General features: G+C 56.1%; 10 protein-coding genes. 9 read left to right on the top strand and 1 reads right to left on the bottom strand.

The annotated features are described in order from the left end of the window. Positions 1-36 precede the first annotated feature (36 nt). Both NNL35_RS07680 and mntR read left to right on the top strand, forming a co-directional pair. Positions 37-1,020 carry a metal ABC transporter solute-binding protein, Zn/Mn family gene (locus NNL35_RS07680; RefSeq protein WP_006678804.1) on the top strand — a complete coding sequence of 328 codons (984 nt, stop codon included), beginning with the start codon at positions 37-39 and terminating at the stop codon, positions 1,018-1,020. 110 nt (positions 1,021-1,130) lie between these two features. Then, positions 1,131-1,541 carry a transcriptional regulator MntR gene (mntR, locus tag NNL35_RS07685; RefSeq protein WP_040733461.1) on the top strand — a complete coding sequence of 137 codons (411 nt, stop codon included), beginning with the start codon at positions 1,131-1,133 and terminating at the stop codon, positions 1,539-1,541. A 70-nt stretch (positions 1,542-1,611) separates the two neighbouring features. Here the strand turns inward: mntR and NNL35_RS07690 are convergent, their stop codons facing one another. Next, a complete protein-coding gene (locus NNL35_RS07690) occupies positions 1,612-2,175 on the bottom strand; it encodes an SLOG family protein (RefSeq protein WP_006678802.1) in 564 nt (187 codons plus the stop codon). A gap of 306 nt (positions 2,176-2,481) precedes the next feature. Between NNL35_RS07690 and NNL35_RS07695 the strand changes: the two genes are divergently transcribed. From NNL35_RS07695 to NNL35_RS07725, 7 genes are all read left to right on the top strand, one after another. After that, positions 2,482-3,132, top strand: coding sequence for a hypothetical protein (locus NNL35_RS07695; protein ID WP_006678801.1), 651 nt, complete (start codon positions 2,482-2,484; stop codon positions 3,130-3,132). Then, the gene (locus NNL35_RS07700) at positions 3,129-4,625 is read left to right on the top strand and encodes a contractile injection system protein, VgrG/Pvc8 family (protein WP_006678800.1); all 1,497 of its coding nucleotides are present in this window, start codon (positions 3,129-3,131) and stop codon (positions 4,623-4,625) included. Before NNL35_RS07695 ends, NNL35_RS07700 begins: the two co-directional genes overlap by 4 nt. A 40-nt stretch (positions 4,626-4,665) precedes the next feature. Beyond that, the gene (locus NNL35_RS07705) at positions 4,666-5,811 is read left to right on the top strand and encodes a pentapeptide repeat-containing protein (RefSeq protein WP_006678799.1); all 1,146 of its coding nucleotides are present in this window, start codon (positions 4,666-4,668) and stop codon (positions 5,809-5,811) included. Between the two features lie 68 nt (positions 5,812-5,879). Next, positions 5,880-6,449 carry a hypothetical protein gene (locus NNL35_RS07710; protein ID WP_006678798.1) on the top strand — a complete coding sequence of 190 codons (570 nt, stop codon included), beginning with the start codon at positions 5,880-5,882 and terminating at the stop codon, positions 6,447-6,449. 47 nt (positions 6,450-6,496) lie between these two features. Then, the gene (locus tag NNL35_RS07715) at positions 6,497-7,006 is read left to right on the top strand and encodes a DUF4280 domain-containing protein (protein ID WP_006678797.1); all 510 of its coding nucleotides are present in this window, start codon (positions 6,497-6,499) and stop codon (positions 7,004-7,006) included. A gap of 22 nt (positions 7,007-7,028) precedes the next feature. After that, positions 7,029-14,624, top strand: a complete 7,596-nt coding sequence (locus NNL35_RS07720) for an RHS repeat-associated core domain-containing protein (protein ID WP_254553127.1) — start codon at positions 7,029-7,031, stop codon at positions 14,622-14,624. A gap of 6 nt (positions 14,625-14,630) precedes the next feature. Then, positions 14,631-15,176: an SUKH-4 family immunity protein gene (locus NNL35_RS07725; protein WP_006679693.1), complete on the top strand. Its 546-nt coding sequence runs from the start codon at positions 14,631-14,633 to the stop codon at positions 15,174-15,176. The last annotated feature ends 26 nt before the right edge of the window (positions 15,177-15,202 follow it).

Raw genomic sequence — 15,202 nt, forward strand, 5'->3', positions numbered from 1 at the left:
AAGGATAAATCATGATAATAAAAGGAGTTCAGGAAAATGAAAATGATAAGAAAATTCATGTTACTGTCAGCGATGGCGGCACTGCTGGTGCTGGCCGCATGCGGGCAAGCGAATTCGGGCAAATCCGGGGACGTTCCGGCTTCTTCGGATGCAGCTTCCGAGTCAGCGAAGGAAGGGCCATTGAAGGTAGTCACTTCGTTCACGATTATTGAGGACTTCGCCCGGGAAATTGGCGGCGAAGATGTAGAGGTTCACAATCTGGTGCCAACGGGCACGGATCCGCATGAGTATGAGCCACTGCCGGAGGATATTAAAAAAGCGACGGATGCGGATGTCCTTTTCTATAATGGCTTGAATCTGGAGGGCGGCAAAAGCGGCTGGTTCTTCAAAATGGTCGAATCCGTCGGCCAAAAAGAGGAGAACGTGTTCAACCTGACGGAACGCGTAGAACCGATGTACATCGGCGGCAAAGACGGTCATGAAGAAGAGATTAATCCTCACGCGTTCATCGACCCTGCCGTCGGCATCAAGATGGCGGAGGATATGCGGGATGCTCTGATGAAGAAGGATCCTGCACGCAAAGAGAATTACCAGAAGCGGGCAGATGAATATATCAGCAAGCTCAAAGAGATTGATAAGGAATATGAGGAAAAAATCAATTCCATCCCGGAAGAGAACCGCATTCTGGTTACGAGCGAACGCGCATTCCAATATATGACGACGCACTATGGACTGAAGGAAGCGTATATTTGGGAGATTGACACGGAAGAGAACGGTTCGCCAACCCAGATTAAATCGCTGGTTGAGTTTATTAAGGAGCATAAAGTGCCGGTTCTCTTTATCGAATCCAATGTGGACACTCGCCCAATGGAGACCGTCTCGAACGAGACAGGCGTCCGCATCGCCGAGAAGCGGATTTACTCCGATGAAATCGGGCAGCGGGGAGAAGAAGTCGATACGTATATCAAATATTTGGAGTATAACCTTGAACTTATGCATAGCGAATTAAGCAAATCATAAAAGGACTAGGCCAAGTGCGTTTCCGTTTCTCGCAAGAGGGGGAGCGCGCTTGAAGCATGAACTGCCGGTAGGCAACGAGCCTGATCGCGATTCAGAAAAGGGGGGAGGGCATGCGAACCCCGGGTATGGAGGATCATCTCGAACAGATCTACCTGTTGACCAGAGCCAAAGGGTTCACAAGAGTCTCGGATATCGCGCAAGCTCTGTCCATTCATGATTCCTCCGCGTCCAAAATGGCGCAGAAGCTGGGGAAATCGGGATATGTGCAATATGAGAAATACGGGAGAATCTGCTTGACGGATAAAGGGTTCCAGGTAGGACAACAACTGTTCAACCGGCATCAATTGCTGGAGAAGTTTTTGCGGCAGATCGGCGTTCAGGAAGAACAGATCCACCAGGAAGTCGAGCAGATTGAGCATCATTTCAGTTGGAGCACGATTGCCCGGATTCAAGAGCTTGTCCGTTTTTTTGAAGAGGAGCCGATCGTGTTGAGGGAGTTCCACAAAAGGCAGACGCTCTAGCTTCGAGCGGTTGGCAGCCCCGACAGCTTTCAAGCCAGCGCGCCACTCTGCAGCACGATGCAGCCGGACTTCAGCACCCGCCGAAGGCGTCGAGCTGCTCTTCCTCTGCGATTGCCTGGATCTCTTCGGCTCCGATGCGGAGGTACATATAGCCGTCCTGGGCCTGCTTCTGAAGCGCGCGCTCCTGGACGAAGCGGGGGCTCGCTTCCCCGGCGTCTTCATCGTAGACGAGAAGAATGCCGTCGGTCTTGCGGAACAACAGATCGTCTCTGGCGACGAACTGCCATTTTCCGATGTATGGGCCGTTACTGACTGCGCCGTAATAATCGACCTGCTGAACAAGCTGATCGAAGAATGCTTTTTTCTCTTCATTCCATTGCTCCGCCTGCTGGCTATAGGCTGTAATGATCGAGCATTTCAGATGCGGATATTGCGCCTTCAGCGCGAGCGCGGCTTCGCAAGCCCACAGATCGACCCCGTATTGGCCCGGGGTGATGACCCATTCGAGTCCTTCCTCCAGCAGGGGGATCAGCCGGGCTGCGATCGCTTTGCGAATGTAATGGATGCCTTGATGCTTGTTATTGTAAATGCCGAGCTCATGTGCGCGGTAGCCGGTAACAAGTAAGTTTTTCAAGTGAACTGCCTCCAAGTATGGAATCATAGTCAATCGTTCTCATCCACCATTATACATGAGCCGGCATGAATGTGCCGAAGGCGGGGCGGCATGCGCCCGTGCCAGCAGATGGTTTCCGAGTAAATCGGGGACCATCTTTTTTTGTCTCTGTCCATCGATTTAATGGCTACAAGAAACTGAAAAATTTACCCAAATATGCCGATATCATAAGTAACCTTCAATGGATATTTATTCAAATTTATCGAAGAATGGGAAGTCTGCAGCACAAGCATCCCATCAGGCGACGATTCGAGGAGGAGTCAGGCGATGACGCATCTGGACAAGAAGATAATTGAGCTGGAGCAGGCGAAGAAAAGGCTGGAGCAGCAGAACAGCCGCAGGCGGGAGGCACGCGAGGATACGGATCGCGAGGCGCAGGCCGAACGGACCCGCGAGGAGAGGGAAGTGCAGTGGCTGCAGGAGATTCGGGAAGGAGTGCGGAGCGGGCGCATCGATATAGCCGGCGCTTCCGTTGAATTCCAACCGGCAAGCTTTTTTCAACCGGGTATCCGTTTCTTGTTCCCTGGGGAGTTCCTCGTCTGCGCGCTCGACACCGAGCAGCAGAAGGTGTACCGGAACGAAGCCCATGCCGTCAATATCATCCTGCAGTACACGGATCATCCCGGGCAGCCCATCGATATGAAGGCGATGAAGAGCGAGATGATTCGCAATATGAAGAGCATGGAGCTGAACACCGAATGGGTGGAGGATGGCGTGAAGGAGGTGAACGGACGGCACATTCACTACTGCGCGTTTTTGAACCCGGTGGCGCACGGGAAGGTGTTTAACTTTTTGTTTTTCGCGGATGCGGGGCGCAAGCGGCTTATCGGGAACATCAATTGCAGCGGGAAGGACAGCAAGCTGTGGTCTTGCATTGCCCAGGAAATGATCGATTCGATGGAGGTGGCGCGCGGATGAGCGTATCCCAATTATCTTATCAAAATGTGAGAATTGCCCCTTTTCCCCATATGCAGCTGTTGGACATGTCTATCGTGCAAGAGGTGAACGAGCATGGGAAGCTCACGTTCACGGGCCGAATGCCGGAGGATCATAAGGACAATGATTTGTTCGCCATGAATGAGCAGACGCCGGTTCAAGTCGTGCAGATCACGGAGCAGGGCGAGGAGAGGGTCTTGTTCTCCGGCATTTTGTCGGAGATGCGGATCGAGAAGTCGCGGGACGTCTATTCCGTCTATGCGGAAGCGCTGACAAGCACGGTCATGCTCGATATCCGCGTGAAGAACCGGTCGTTCCAGGACGCCACGATGACCTACAACCAGCTCGTCCGCCATCTGGGCGGCGATTACTCGAATTACGACGTGAACTATACGTCGGAACAAAATCCTCCCCTCGGCGCCTTGGTCGTGCAGTACAAGGAAACGGACTGGGCCTTGCTGAAAAGATTGGCCTCCCGTCTCGATACGGTGGTCGTGCCGGCCGAGAACTTCAAGGATATCAAATTCAGCTTCGGCCTGCCGGATACCGGGGCGGTCAAGAAGCTGTCTCCTTCCAACTATGTCATTACGAAAAAGCTGGCCGACTATATGAGCTACCATAAAAATGTCCGCCGAAATGCGATGGAGAGCGATTTTATTTTCTATGAGATTACGACGGATCAATGGCTGCATCTGGGCGATGCCGTTGATTTCCAAGGGGCGCGGCTCTATGTCGGCAAGGCCGTGTCCACGATGGACCGGGGAAGCGTCAAGCACACCTACACCATTACGACCCGCAAAGGCTTGAACCGGCAATCGCCGTACAATGACGCGATCCGCGGCGCATCAATAGGCGGCACGGTGCTGGCCATTAACCGCGACAAGGTGAAGGTGCGGCTTGATATCGACAAGGAGCAGGATGCCGGCAAGGCCTGCTGGTTCCCGTATTCCACCGTCTATGCCTCCGCGGACGGCAGCGGCTGGTATTGCATGCCCGAGGCGGGCGACAGCGTCCGGGTGACGTTCCCGAGCGAGCGGGAGGAAGAGGCGTTCGCCATCAGCTCGGTCAACTCGTATGCGGGCGAACCGGGAGGAGCCGGATTGCAGGCTGGTCAAGGCGGCATGTCCGGCGGCGGAGCTGCGGGCGGGGGCTCGCAGGATCGGATGGGCGATCCGAATGTCCGGTATTTCCGTAACTCTTCGGGTATGGAGGTCACGCTGGCCCCCGGTCATGTGCTGATTTCCGCGAACAACGGCCAGGCGATGATTCGGCTTGCCCAGGACGGCTCGATTACGATCGCCGGGCAGAACGAGGTCTCGCTGACCTCCAAGGAGAACGTGACCATCCGGGCGGACAAGACGCTGATGATGACCGCAAGCGAGGAGATCGCGATCGAGAGCCAGAAAGGCGGCAAAATCGTGCTCAATAGCGGGGGAGACGCAGAGTTGAAAGGGAACAAAGTACTTACGAACTAGTGTGGCACTAAGGCGCTCCGCGCAGAAAGGGAGATTCGCCGTGACAAGAGATGAGGCGCTGCGGCATTGGATGGATACGGCCGTTGCCGCGAAGCGGTGGGAGTACATGCATGCGCTGCACCAGATCGTGATGAGGGACAGAGAGAGGCTGGCGGCGGAATTCACCGCGTCGTTCAAGCAACTATGCCGTCACATTCGGCGCATGCAGGACGAGAAGCGCAAAGGAAAAATCAAATACATTCATTACTCCGCGCTGCGGAGCCGCCTCTTGAGCGGCGATCACCGCTGCCGGATTGATGCGTATGACAGGCAGTGGTATGCGGATGCCGAGGACTGTTCCGCCGAATATGATGCAGGTTGGGCGTTTGGCCGCCTGGACGAGTTCACGCGCGCTATTGCGGATCAGGGGAAAAGGTACGTTGGCAAGGTGATGCCGGCCGATGTGGAGGCGGTCATGCGGAGCGAGGCCGTCTGGTATACGGCATACCTCGTCAAGCTGGCCCGCCATGCGGTAAGAGAGGCGGTTCGCAGCGACGAGTTCGCCGCCATCGACAAGGAAGACGAGCTGTATATTATGGTCGGCGAATACAAGGACCGGAGCGAACTGGTCTATCGCTATGAGGTCCGGGAGAAGGACGGCCGCGAGCTGCGGGAGATGCTCTCCGCGGGCCAGCGGAGCGAATATGTCTATGAAGTATTCAGCGGGACGGATCTGAGCGGGATGTATTTCTCTTTGCTTAACTTCAGCTACGCGAATCTGTCCGCAAGTACGCTGGCCGGCAATGCCATCTGGGGCTGCGCGTTCATCGGCGCGGACTTCCGCGGGGCCAATCTGGAAGGAGTAGATATGAACCGCAGCATCGTGCATGGGGCGAGCTTCAAGGAGGCGAACCTGCGGAACGCGAGTCTGGAGCATATTCAGGGAGGACTGTCCTTCCCGGTGCCGGAGGAGCTTCATATTCCGCCCTTCATGGAGACGAGCTTCCAGGATGCCAATCTGGAACATGCGAGCTTCCGCGGGGCCGATCTGCGGGGGGCGGATTTCCGGGGCGCGGCTTTAAGGGAGGCATGCTTCACCGATGCGGAGCTGGAAGGCGCGATATTTGCGGCCGAGGACGTGAGGCAACTCGGCTTGAGCGAGCGGCAGCTCGGGGGCATTGTGATTGCCGAAGCGTGCCGAGCCTGATTCGGCGTGATGCAGCGGGGGAATACGAGTGATCATGAGTGATCAATGGATAGGAAGCGGGAGGTCATATGGACTATTTCATCATTGCGCAGGATGAGAGCGCGGATCAGCAGTTTCGCTTCGCCGGCTTGAAGTCGACGAATAAGATCATCGAGGTGACGCCGGATCAGGCGGATGACATTCAGGACATTACCATCGTGTTCGTCCAGGGCCAGGCCGACAGCGTCTACCCCGATTATATCGGCAAGCCGGTCGTGCTGGTGGCGGATGAGGTGAAAAAAGTGCTGGAACTGCATGATCCGAAGCTGGTGTTCAAGTGCGCCATCCTGTCGGACCCGAAGCACAGCATGCAGAAGGTATATTGGCTCCTGCTGCTGCCGAGGGTCGACTGCTTGTCGGAGCGGACGGAGTTCCAGAAGACGAGCGCGGTCAAGCGCATCGTCATCGATCAGGCGAAGGCTGCCGGACATGCTATTTTCCGGGTTCAAGGCTTGCTGGAGAAGCATGTCTTTATCCCTCTCGATGTGGCCGAAAGTCTGCTGCGAAGGGAGCTGCTGGGGATTCGGCTGGAGAAGGTGGAGCATGATCGTGGAGATTCGGACATATCCCAATCGGAGGCATTCAGTTCGCAAGTGTGATTGCTAACCGGAGCGTTCAATAGACCGGACAATAAGGAGGAATAGACATGCATGAAATGATGGCGGACGGCGGAGGCGGCGAGGGTCAGGCCGAGCCGAAATATGTGGTGCACGGCGCCTTCTGCGCCTGCAGCCAGGGAACGCGTCCCGCTCGGCTCATTGTCCCGGCGAGCCACGGGGATTACATCCATGATCAGCCGCAATTGAATGTGGAGGATCAGGTGCCGATGGTCAATATCCGGCCGTTCGGACTATGTCAGAGCACGCAGAACCCTGCGGTGCAGGCCGTCATCGACGCGCTGCCGCCGATGCCGAAGCAGGAGGAGGCCGGGTGGTTCGCCAGCCTGTTCATCAAGAAGGAGGCTCCGCCGCCGGAAGAGGTTCCGGCGCCCGTATGCGTAGCGATGTGCGTGCCCAATGTGACGCCGGGGATGCTCTGGCAATCGGGCAAGGAGAACGTATTGGTCGAGGGTGCGCCCGCGCTGCTGAGCGACGGATGGATTACTTGCGCATACGGGGGCCTCATCACGATCGTGCACGACGGGCAAAGGGAATAGAACCTCGAGGAGGGGGAAGAGGATGAGGATTCGTTACGGGGGAGTAATCCTCGAACTCCCGGTTGAGCTTCAACGCCTGACCGGGCTTGTCTTAACGAGAGAGGTCAATGAACATATCCAGCTTCAGTTCAGCGCCATCATCCCGGAAGAGAAGAAGGACAGTTATATTCATGAACTCGGGTACGGCTCGCCGATTATCGCCTACCGGGAGCTGGAGGAAGTGGAGGATAGCGGCGAACCGGACGGCGGGAGCCGGCAAGGGGAAGTGTTGTTCCAAGGCCTGATCCGTCAGCTGGATATCCAGTGCGTACGCGGCGTGTACACGCTCCAGGCTGAAGCCTGTTCCTATACGTGGGCGATGGACATCGAGCGCAAGCGGCGCTCGTTCCAGCGGGTCGATATGACCTATGCCGATGTGATTGAGCAGGTGCTGCAGGACTATCCGCATGCCAATATGCAGGATCATGCGTCGAATCACGCCCGGATTGGCGGGCTTATTATGCAGTATGACGAGACCGATTGGCAGTTCATCAAGCGGCTGGCTTCGCATTTCGGCGCTGTCGTGGTGCCGGATGCGGCTTCGGGAAGCGCACGCTTCTCGCTTGGCGTATCCGCAGATCGGGAACCAATTGAAGTTAGCGATGCGCAATATGTCATCCGGAACGACTTCCGCCGCAGCCTGCTGGCCCGGACGAACGAGAATCCGGAGCTGCAGGAGACCGACTTCATCAGCTTCGAGATGGACACGCCGCTCTGGCTTCCGCTGGGGGGACGCGTCAGCTTCGCCCGGAGGCCGTTCGTTATCCGCGCCGCCACATCAGCCGTGCGGGACGGCCTTCTACGCCACACGTATACGTTCTGCACCGCCGATGGCGTCAGACAAGGCTATCAGTCCAATTCGCGGATCCAAGGCTTGTCGCTGGACGGGACGATCACGGACATCTCGCGCAACCGCATCCGGGTCCAGCTTGCCATCGATTCCGCCCAGGCGAAGGGCGATACATGCTGGTTCCCTTATTCGACGGGGATCGATAACCAGATCTCGTATCTGATGCCGAAGCCGGGCTCGGGTGTCAAGCTGCATTTCCCGACGGTGAATGAGAGAGAAGCGATTGCGATCGGCTCGGTCAGGAAGGGGGGCGAGGCGAGCAAGTACGGGCATAAGCAGTCCGACCCGAAGGTGCGATCTTTAACGACTGATACGGGCAAGGAAATGAAGCTGACCGGACAGGATATCGTCTTCAGCGCTAATGACGAGGGCAGCATCAAGGTGCGCCTGTCCGGGGACGGCACCGTAGAGATCGCTGCGGACACCGATCTGTACCTCAGCGCCGCAACCGCTGTGGCGATCGGGGCCAGCGAGAGCGCTGCGGCGGAAGCGGGAGCGGCCGTGCCGAAGCGAATCTCGATCTCGGCGGGGGAAGATGTGTTCATCAGCCGGAGTCCGGGGGAATATGTCGATCCGGCGCATGCGATCGCTATCCAGGATTCGACCTATGTGCAAGGAGCGAAGATTATCTATCTGGGCGAGCCCGGCGAACCGCCTGCCGAGACCTTCGACGACAGCGCGCAGCTGGCCGAGGACGCCAAGCTGATGGAGGAGGTCAACGCTCAGGCGCTGGCCTATCGCGAGGCGTGCATTGCCAAGGCAGAGGCGGCGAAGAGCAAGTTCGGGTTCGGCGCCATCGCCTTGGTGGTCGGCGTCGTCGCGGTAGCGGTCGCCACGGTTGCGACCGGAGGCGCCGCACTGCCGCTTATCGTCGGCGCCGCCGGTGCCGTCTCGGCCGTCGTGGGCGCGAGCGAGATCGCGGAGGGCCGGGAGGATTTCGCCAAGGCTCAGGTCGGCGATCTGAGCAAATCGTACAATTTCATGCGGGATACGGTGCTCGGCGGCGACGAGGAACTGTACAATATCGTCAAATACGGTTCGGTCACCATCTCCGTGCTGGGCGGGGGCTTCATGCTCGGGGGCACGACCTTGTTGGCAGGCGGTGTGACCGGGGGAACGATGAGTGCGGGGATAACGGCGATATTTGATCCGTACCAGCCATTGGACGGCACCTTCAGTTGGAAAGCCATGGCCGGGCATTATTTGCAGAGCTTCTATAACGGGGCCTTGGCCGGAACGCTCTCGGCCGGCGTGTTGAAGGGCGTTCCGTGCGGGGCCGGTCCGCTCACCCAGTTCGGCGGCAGATATAGTGCAAGCTTCGTGGCTTCAAGCGTGCTCGATATCAGCAATTCCGGCGATGTGAATTTCCGGAACAATGCGGTAAGCAGCGTATTCGGCGCGGCGTTCTCCTTTCTGGGGGGGAAAAGCCGTATCGGCCGCTACGGTGCGTCCGTCACCGGGGATATGGCCGGGGGTTCGGCGATTCAGCTTCTGCAGAACGGGACCATCGACAAGGATACTTTCTTCGACCAGTTGAAAAAATCCCTCGTGAGCAATATCGGAAATCTGGTGACGAAGGGAGACCCGATTGATGTCGCCAAAGGCCGGTTCTATCTGCAGGCGACCGATCTGGTCGTGCACGATATCGGCGGTACGTTGGAGCTGACGCGCAGCTTCAATGCGCATAACCCGTTCGTGGGCATGCTGGGCAAAGGCTGGCTCAGTTCGCTGGAGAGCTCGGTGACCCGGGTGGAGGATCGCGCCTTCCTTATCTGCATGGACGGCCATTATGAGAGCTTCATCCTCCAGGATGGCGAATGGCGCAATGAACGGTCGGGCGCTCTTGAATACCGATTAGTCGAGGAGCCGCGCAGAGGGAGATATGTCGTCAAGCATCAACGATACACGTATGTCTATGACGGGTCGACCGGACGGCTGGTCTCGTACAGCGACGGCAACGGCAACCGGACGACGCTGGAATATGACGATCAAGGCCTGCGCTCGTTGACGACGCCAGGCGGCAAGGAGCTTGCTTTTACTTGCAGGAATGGCAAGCTCGCGGCGATCACGGACAATATCGGGCGCACGGTCCACTACCGGTATGCGGGCGATTTGCTGGCCGGGGTAACCTACCCGAACAAGGGCGAGGTCACCTACGCCTATGATAGCGAAGGGCGTCTCACTTCGATTACAGATCAGAACGGCCATACCTATGTGCGCAATGAGTATGACAGCGCCGATCGGGTCATTCGCCAGTATGATGGTGAGGGCCATGTCGCGGATATCGTCTACGACGAGCGGGCCCGGATGACGACCTTTACGTTTCATGCCACCGGCGTCGTGGAGACGTACAAATACAACCGCGATTATTTGGTTACGGAAGTGCACTACGATGACGGCACGCAGGAAGCCTACACCTACGATGCCTGGCAGAACAAGGACAGCCACACGGCCGCCAACGGCACCGTCACGCGCTGGGTGTACGATGCCTATGGCCATTTGCTGGAGGAGATTCGGCCTGACGGCACGAAGGTGGAGCACCAGTACGACGAAGACGGGAACCGGATTCGCACGGCGACGACCGGTGGCAGCGAGACTCGCTACGCCTACGATGCCCGGGGCAATCTGCTGGAGGAACGGGTGCGGATCGACGACACGAATGAATCCGTCACCGCTTATGAGTATGATGAATTCGGACGGCTGATCCGCCGGATCGATCCGATGGGCCAAGTGACAACGTTCCAGCATGAGGTAAAGCATACGGATGCGCCGACCTTCGTACAGGATGCGGAAGGCCAGCAGTTCAAGTATGGCTATGACGCCGCGGCCCGGATGACGAGCATTACGACCTCCTACGGCACGGTGGAGATCGCCTACAATGTGCTGAACCAGCGGACGCGCATCATCGATGCGGCCGGCAACACGACGGCGCTGTTCTATGATCCGATGGGCAATTTGATCAAAAAAGTGCTGCCGAACGACTATGTGGAGCGCTTGGGCAACGGCAACGGAACAGAATATCGCTACGACTTCATGGACCGCCTCATTCGGACGACGGATCCGATGCAGAACGAGCAGCGGGTCATGTACGATATCCATGACAATCTGGTGAAGGCCGTCCATCCGAACGAATATAGCCGGGCGGAGGATGACGGGGCCGGGGTCGAATATGAATACGATCACCGGAACCGCCGCATTCGGACCTTGTTCCCGGACGGCGGCATCGCCCGCACGAAGTATGATGCCGTCGGCAATATCATCAAGACGATCGATCCGGAACGGTATGATCCCGAGACTGATGACGGTCCGGGCACCGAGTATTTCTATGATGCGATGAACCGCCTCGTTCAGATTTCCGATCCGGAGGGCCATGTCATCAAGCGCTTCTTGTATGACGAGGAAGGCAGAGTCGTCAAAATGATCGATGCCCGCGGGTGGCTAAGCGGCGAGACGGACGAAGAGCGCTTCGGCACGCTATATGCCTACAACCGGGCCGGCTGGCCAATCGAGAAGCGGGAGCCGGTCGAAGCCGAGGGCGGGGAGATCCTGTACAAGCTTACCTTGAACCGATACGACCAGGCCGGCCGTCTCGTGGAAGAGAGGCGGACGGCGGAGCATGTCGGGGCGACCGGATATGCGAGCCGATACCATCGCATTCGCTATCGGCATGACAAGTTGGGCCGGGTCGTCCTCGTCGAGGATGATACGGGAGCCGAGATCCGCTACACCTATGATTGCCTCAATCAGCTTACGTCCGAGCGGCGCAAGCTGAGCGAACAGAAGGAACAGACCACCCGCTATGAGTACAACGCGGTCGGGCTGCTAGAACGCAAGATCGATCTGATCGATGCGGAAGATCTGGCAGAGGGCCGTTCCTTCAACGGAAGCGAGGATAAGATCGCCGCTGTGACCTCCTATCGCTATGACCGGAACGGCAATATGATCAAGCTGGTCACGCCGGAAGGCTATGAGACCGAGATCAGCTACGATCGGGCCGATCGCATCATTCAGATTAGCCGCCGGGAACGTCAGGACAGCAAGGCGCGGAGCGTCTACTTCAAGTATGACCGTGCGGGCAACGTGCTGGAGGAGACGGATACGAACGGCAACCGCGTGGCCTACAGCTATGATCTGATGAACCGACTCATCCGCACGACAGGCAAGCGGGGCGAGACGACGCGCCTGTTCTATGACAAAACGGGACAGCTCATCAAGCAAGTATCGCCAAATCAGTATAATCCGCTTAAGGATGACGGCGACGGTACTACATACCGTTATGATGCGTTGAACCGGCTGATCGAGGTTCGCGATGCCTACGGTCAGATCGTGGAGCAGAACCGTTATAATCAGGCGGGCGAGTTGATCCGAAAGCTGAGCGAAGGCATTGGCGTGGAATATACGTATACCATCGGCGGACGGGTGAAGCAGATTCGCACCGCGGAGGCTGCAGCGCGCGGCAAGGTAAGCCAGGAGTACACGTACGACGCGCTCGGCAATATTACCGGCATCGTGGACGGCGAAGGGAACAGGACGCGCCACAGCCTGGACGCATGGGGCAATATCCGGGTGCTTACCCGAGCGGATGGAAGCGAAGAGCGGTATAGCTACGACCGTGCAGGAAATATCATTAGCTCCACGGACGCCAACGGCCATACGACCTTGTACCGCTACAACAGTCTGGGCAAGCTGGCGGCGGTGGAGGATCCGTCGCAGCAGCATATTGAGTACCAATATGACCGCCAGGGCCGCCTGACGCGGCAGATCGATCGCAACGAGCGGGTTATCGAGTATGCGTACAATTTCGACGACCAACTGGTGAAGCGAAGAGAAGCCGCAGGAGGCGCGGAAGAGATCTGCGTCTACAACGAGGATGGCACGCTGCGAACGGCCGGCAATGATCGGATGCGGTATGACTATACGTACACGCCGGACGGCAGACTGGCGACGAAGTATATAAGCGAACCGCCGCTTGGCATCCGCCGCAAGGGCGATTGGGCCGGATCGCCTCCGTTCGCGGACCCGTTGACAAGTGTCGGAGCGAATGGAGCGGCCGCACCTCAATCTTGGCATCCGATGGATGCGCTTGATCCGGAGGCCGCGGGTGTGCGTAAACTGCTCGAGTTCCGCTATGACCCGGACGGACAGGTTACCGGGTTGACCGACGCCGCAGGCAGACATACGGAATATCGCTATGATAAAATAGGCCGTATCCAGGAAGTGCTGCAGGGTCAAGAACGACTCGCGCAGTACCGCTATGGCGAAGGCAACCGCATCGCCTCCATTCTGTACGGAAGCGGGATCAGCGTCGAATACGGCTATGACCGGGACGGTCAGATGACGAGTCTGCGGGCGGCCGGCCAAGACGGCCGGGAACTGATGCGCCATACGTACAGCTACGACAATAACGGCAATCAGATTGCCAAGATGGAGCATCATCAGCTTACCCTATACAGCTATGATCCCTTGAACCGCTTGCGGGAAGTGGATTATGGCAGCGGCGCCCAGGAGTCGTACAGCTACGACCCGGCCGGGAACCGCATCCGCCGCGTGCTGGACGGACAGGCCACAAGCTATGCCTACGACAGCCGCAACCGTCTGCTGTCGCTGCTTGAGGACGACGGCGGCCGTACCGAGTTCGAGTACGACCGTCAGGGCAATTTGCTCTCCGAACGCTCTGCCAGCGGCACCACGACCTATGCCTATGACGCGTTCAACCGGACCGCCAAGGTCGAGAAGCCGGACGGCAGCTATGTCCGCCATGACTACGACCCGGAAGGGCTGCGCAGTGGCATATGCGAGAACGGCGTAACCAGCCGCTTCGTGTTCGACGGCTGGAATATGGTGAACGAGCTGGACGAGGAGTGGAACGCCAAGGCCTCCTATGTGCGCGGTCATGAATTGCTGGCGCAAGTGGACGCTCAAGGAGATGCCTACTACTACCTGAACAACCAGCACGGCGACGTCGTGCATATCACGAACCGGCTAGGCGGCATCGTCAACAGCTACGAGTACGACGCCTTCGGCCATACCTTGTCCGCCACCGAAGGCATCCCGAACCGCTTCCGCTACGCGGGCGAGCAGTTCGACCCTGTCACGCAGCAATATTACCTGCGCGCGCGGTTCTACAACCCGGTCATTGCCCGGTTCACCCAAGAGGACGAGTACCGCGGCGACGGCCTGAACCTGTACGCGTATGTGGGGAACAACCCGATAAAATATGTGGACCCGAGCGGGTATTCGTGTGAGGAAAAAGGGAATGTTTATGGTAAGGGTGAAAATTTTGATGCTATAAGAGGTTATAGGGGAAGAGATTTAACTAATTATCCAAAAGAATATCTAATTGATCCTAGATTAATGGTTGAAATGAATTATAAAGGTAAAGGCGCTTCGGGAACGAATTCAGCTGGTTGGGAAAGAAACTCAAAAAAATTCTTTAAAGAATTGCTTAAGAGAAACCCAGAGTTTTGGAGCGAAAAAAATACATCGGAAATTAGGAGAGGTAGGGCTCCAGAAGTTGATGAGCACTTTGTAAAATATTTTCCTCAATATATGGATTATTTAGAAGATCCATTGAGACACCATCATATTGGAGAAGGTGGCCAAGCCGCAGCTTTGCCAGTCACATTGCACCCTGGCTATGGTGGGGTTCATAATATTGAAAAAGAATGGGGAATAACAGGCGTGGATGATATAATTGCAAACAGATTAGAAACCTTATTAAGGAGATGATTCGGTATGATTTCACCACGCGAGTTTAGGAAGAAATGGGATTCCGAAAAAAATGGAAAACTAATTAATTATTCTGCTGAGCACCTTGAGAAATTACCACTCTCAAAAGAAGATAGATTATTTTTGAGCGAAGCTGGATTACCCGCGTCTGCTCCTCCATATCTAGAATTTAAAACAGTAAAAAATTTATATGATCAAAAAAATAACAATTGTAAAGTGAAAGAGGAATATCTCCCAATAGGTACTACAGGGGGAGGCGATTATGTCTATATAAACACATATAATAGGAACATAATATATCTCGACAATGGAAATCAAAATAAAGAAGTTTTCATTAACTCCACTATTAATCAACTTGCTGAATGTATACTTTTATTTTCAAATATGATAGATAAAGCTATTGATACAAATGGTGAAGACGCTTATCTTGATAATGATATTCCTCTTGAGTTAATAACTTGGATTACGAATGAGATAAAGCGTGCAGATCCAAAATCTCTAGAAGAAGGAGCATTTTGGCACACAGAACTCAAAGAATTAATAAATGAATAGGTTTTTTGAAAAAAAGGATTAGTATT

It is taken from the genome of Paenibacillus dendritiformis, from assembly GCF_945605565.1.
Classification (GTDB): Bacteria; Bacillota; Bacilli; order Paenibacillales; family Paenibacillaceae; genus Paenibacillus_B; species Paenibacillus_B dendritiformis_A.

What these genes read in the sequence shown, in the direction of transcription:
- NNL35_RS07680 (WP_006678804.1), top strand. Translation starts at nt 37, where the DNA reads ATGAAAATGATAAGAAAATTCATGTTACTGTCAGCGATGGCGGCACTG.
- mntR (WP_040733461.1), top strand. Translation starts at nt 1,131, where the DNA reads ATGCGAACCCCGGGTATGGAGGATCATCTCGAACAGATCTACCTGTTG.
- NNL35_RS07695 (WP_006678801.1), top strand. Translation starts at nt 2,482, where the DNA reads ATGACGCATCTGGACAAGAAGATAATTGAGCTGGAGCAGGCGAAGAAA.
- NNL35_RS07700 (WP_006678800.1), top strand. Translation starts at nt 3,129, where the DNA reads ATGAGCGTATCCCAATTATCTTATCAAAATGTGAGAATTGCCCCTTTT.
- NNL35_RS07710 (WP_006678798.1), top strand. Translation starts at nt 5,880, where the DNA reads ATGGACTATTTCATCATTGCGCAGGATGAGAGCGCGGATCAGCAGTTT.
- NNL35_RS07715 (WP_006678797.1), top strand. Translation starts at nt 6,497, where the DNA reads ATGCATGAAATGATGGCGGACGGCGGAGGCGGCGAGGGTCAGGCCGAG.
- NNL35_RS07720 (WP_254553127.1), top strand. Translation starts at nt 7,029, where the DNA reads ATGAGGATTCGTTACGGGGGAGTAATCCTCGAACTCCCGGTTGAGCTT.
- NNL35_RS07725 (WP_006679693.1), top strand. Translation starts at nt 14,631, where the DNA reads ATGATTTCACCACGCGAGTTTAGGAAGAAATGGGATTCCGAAAAAAAT.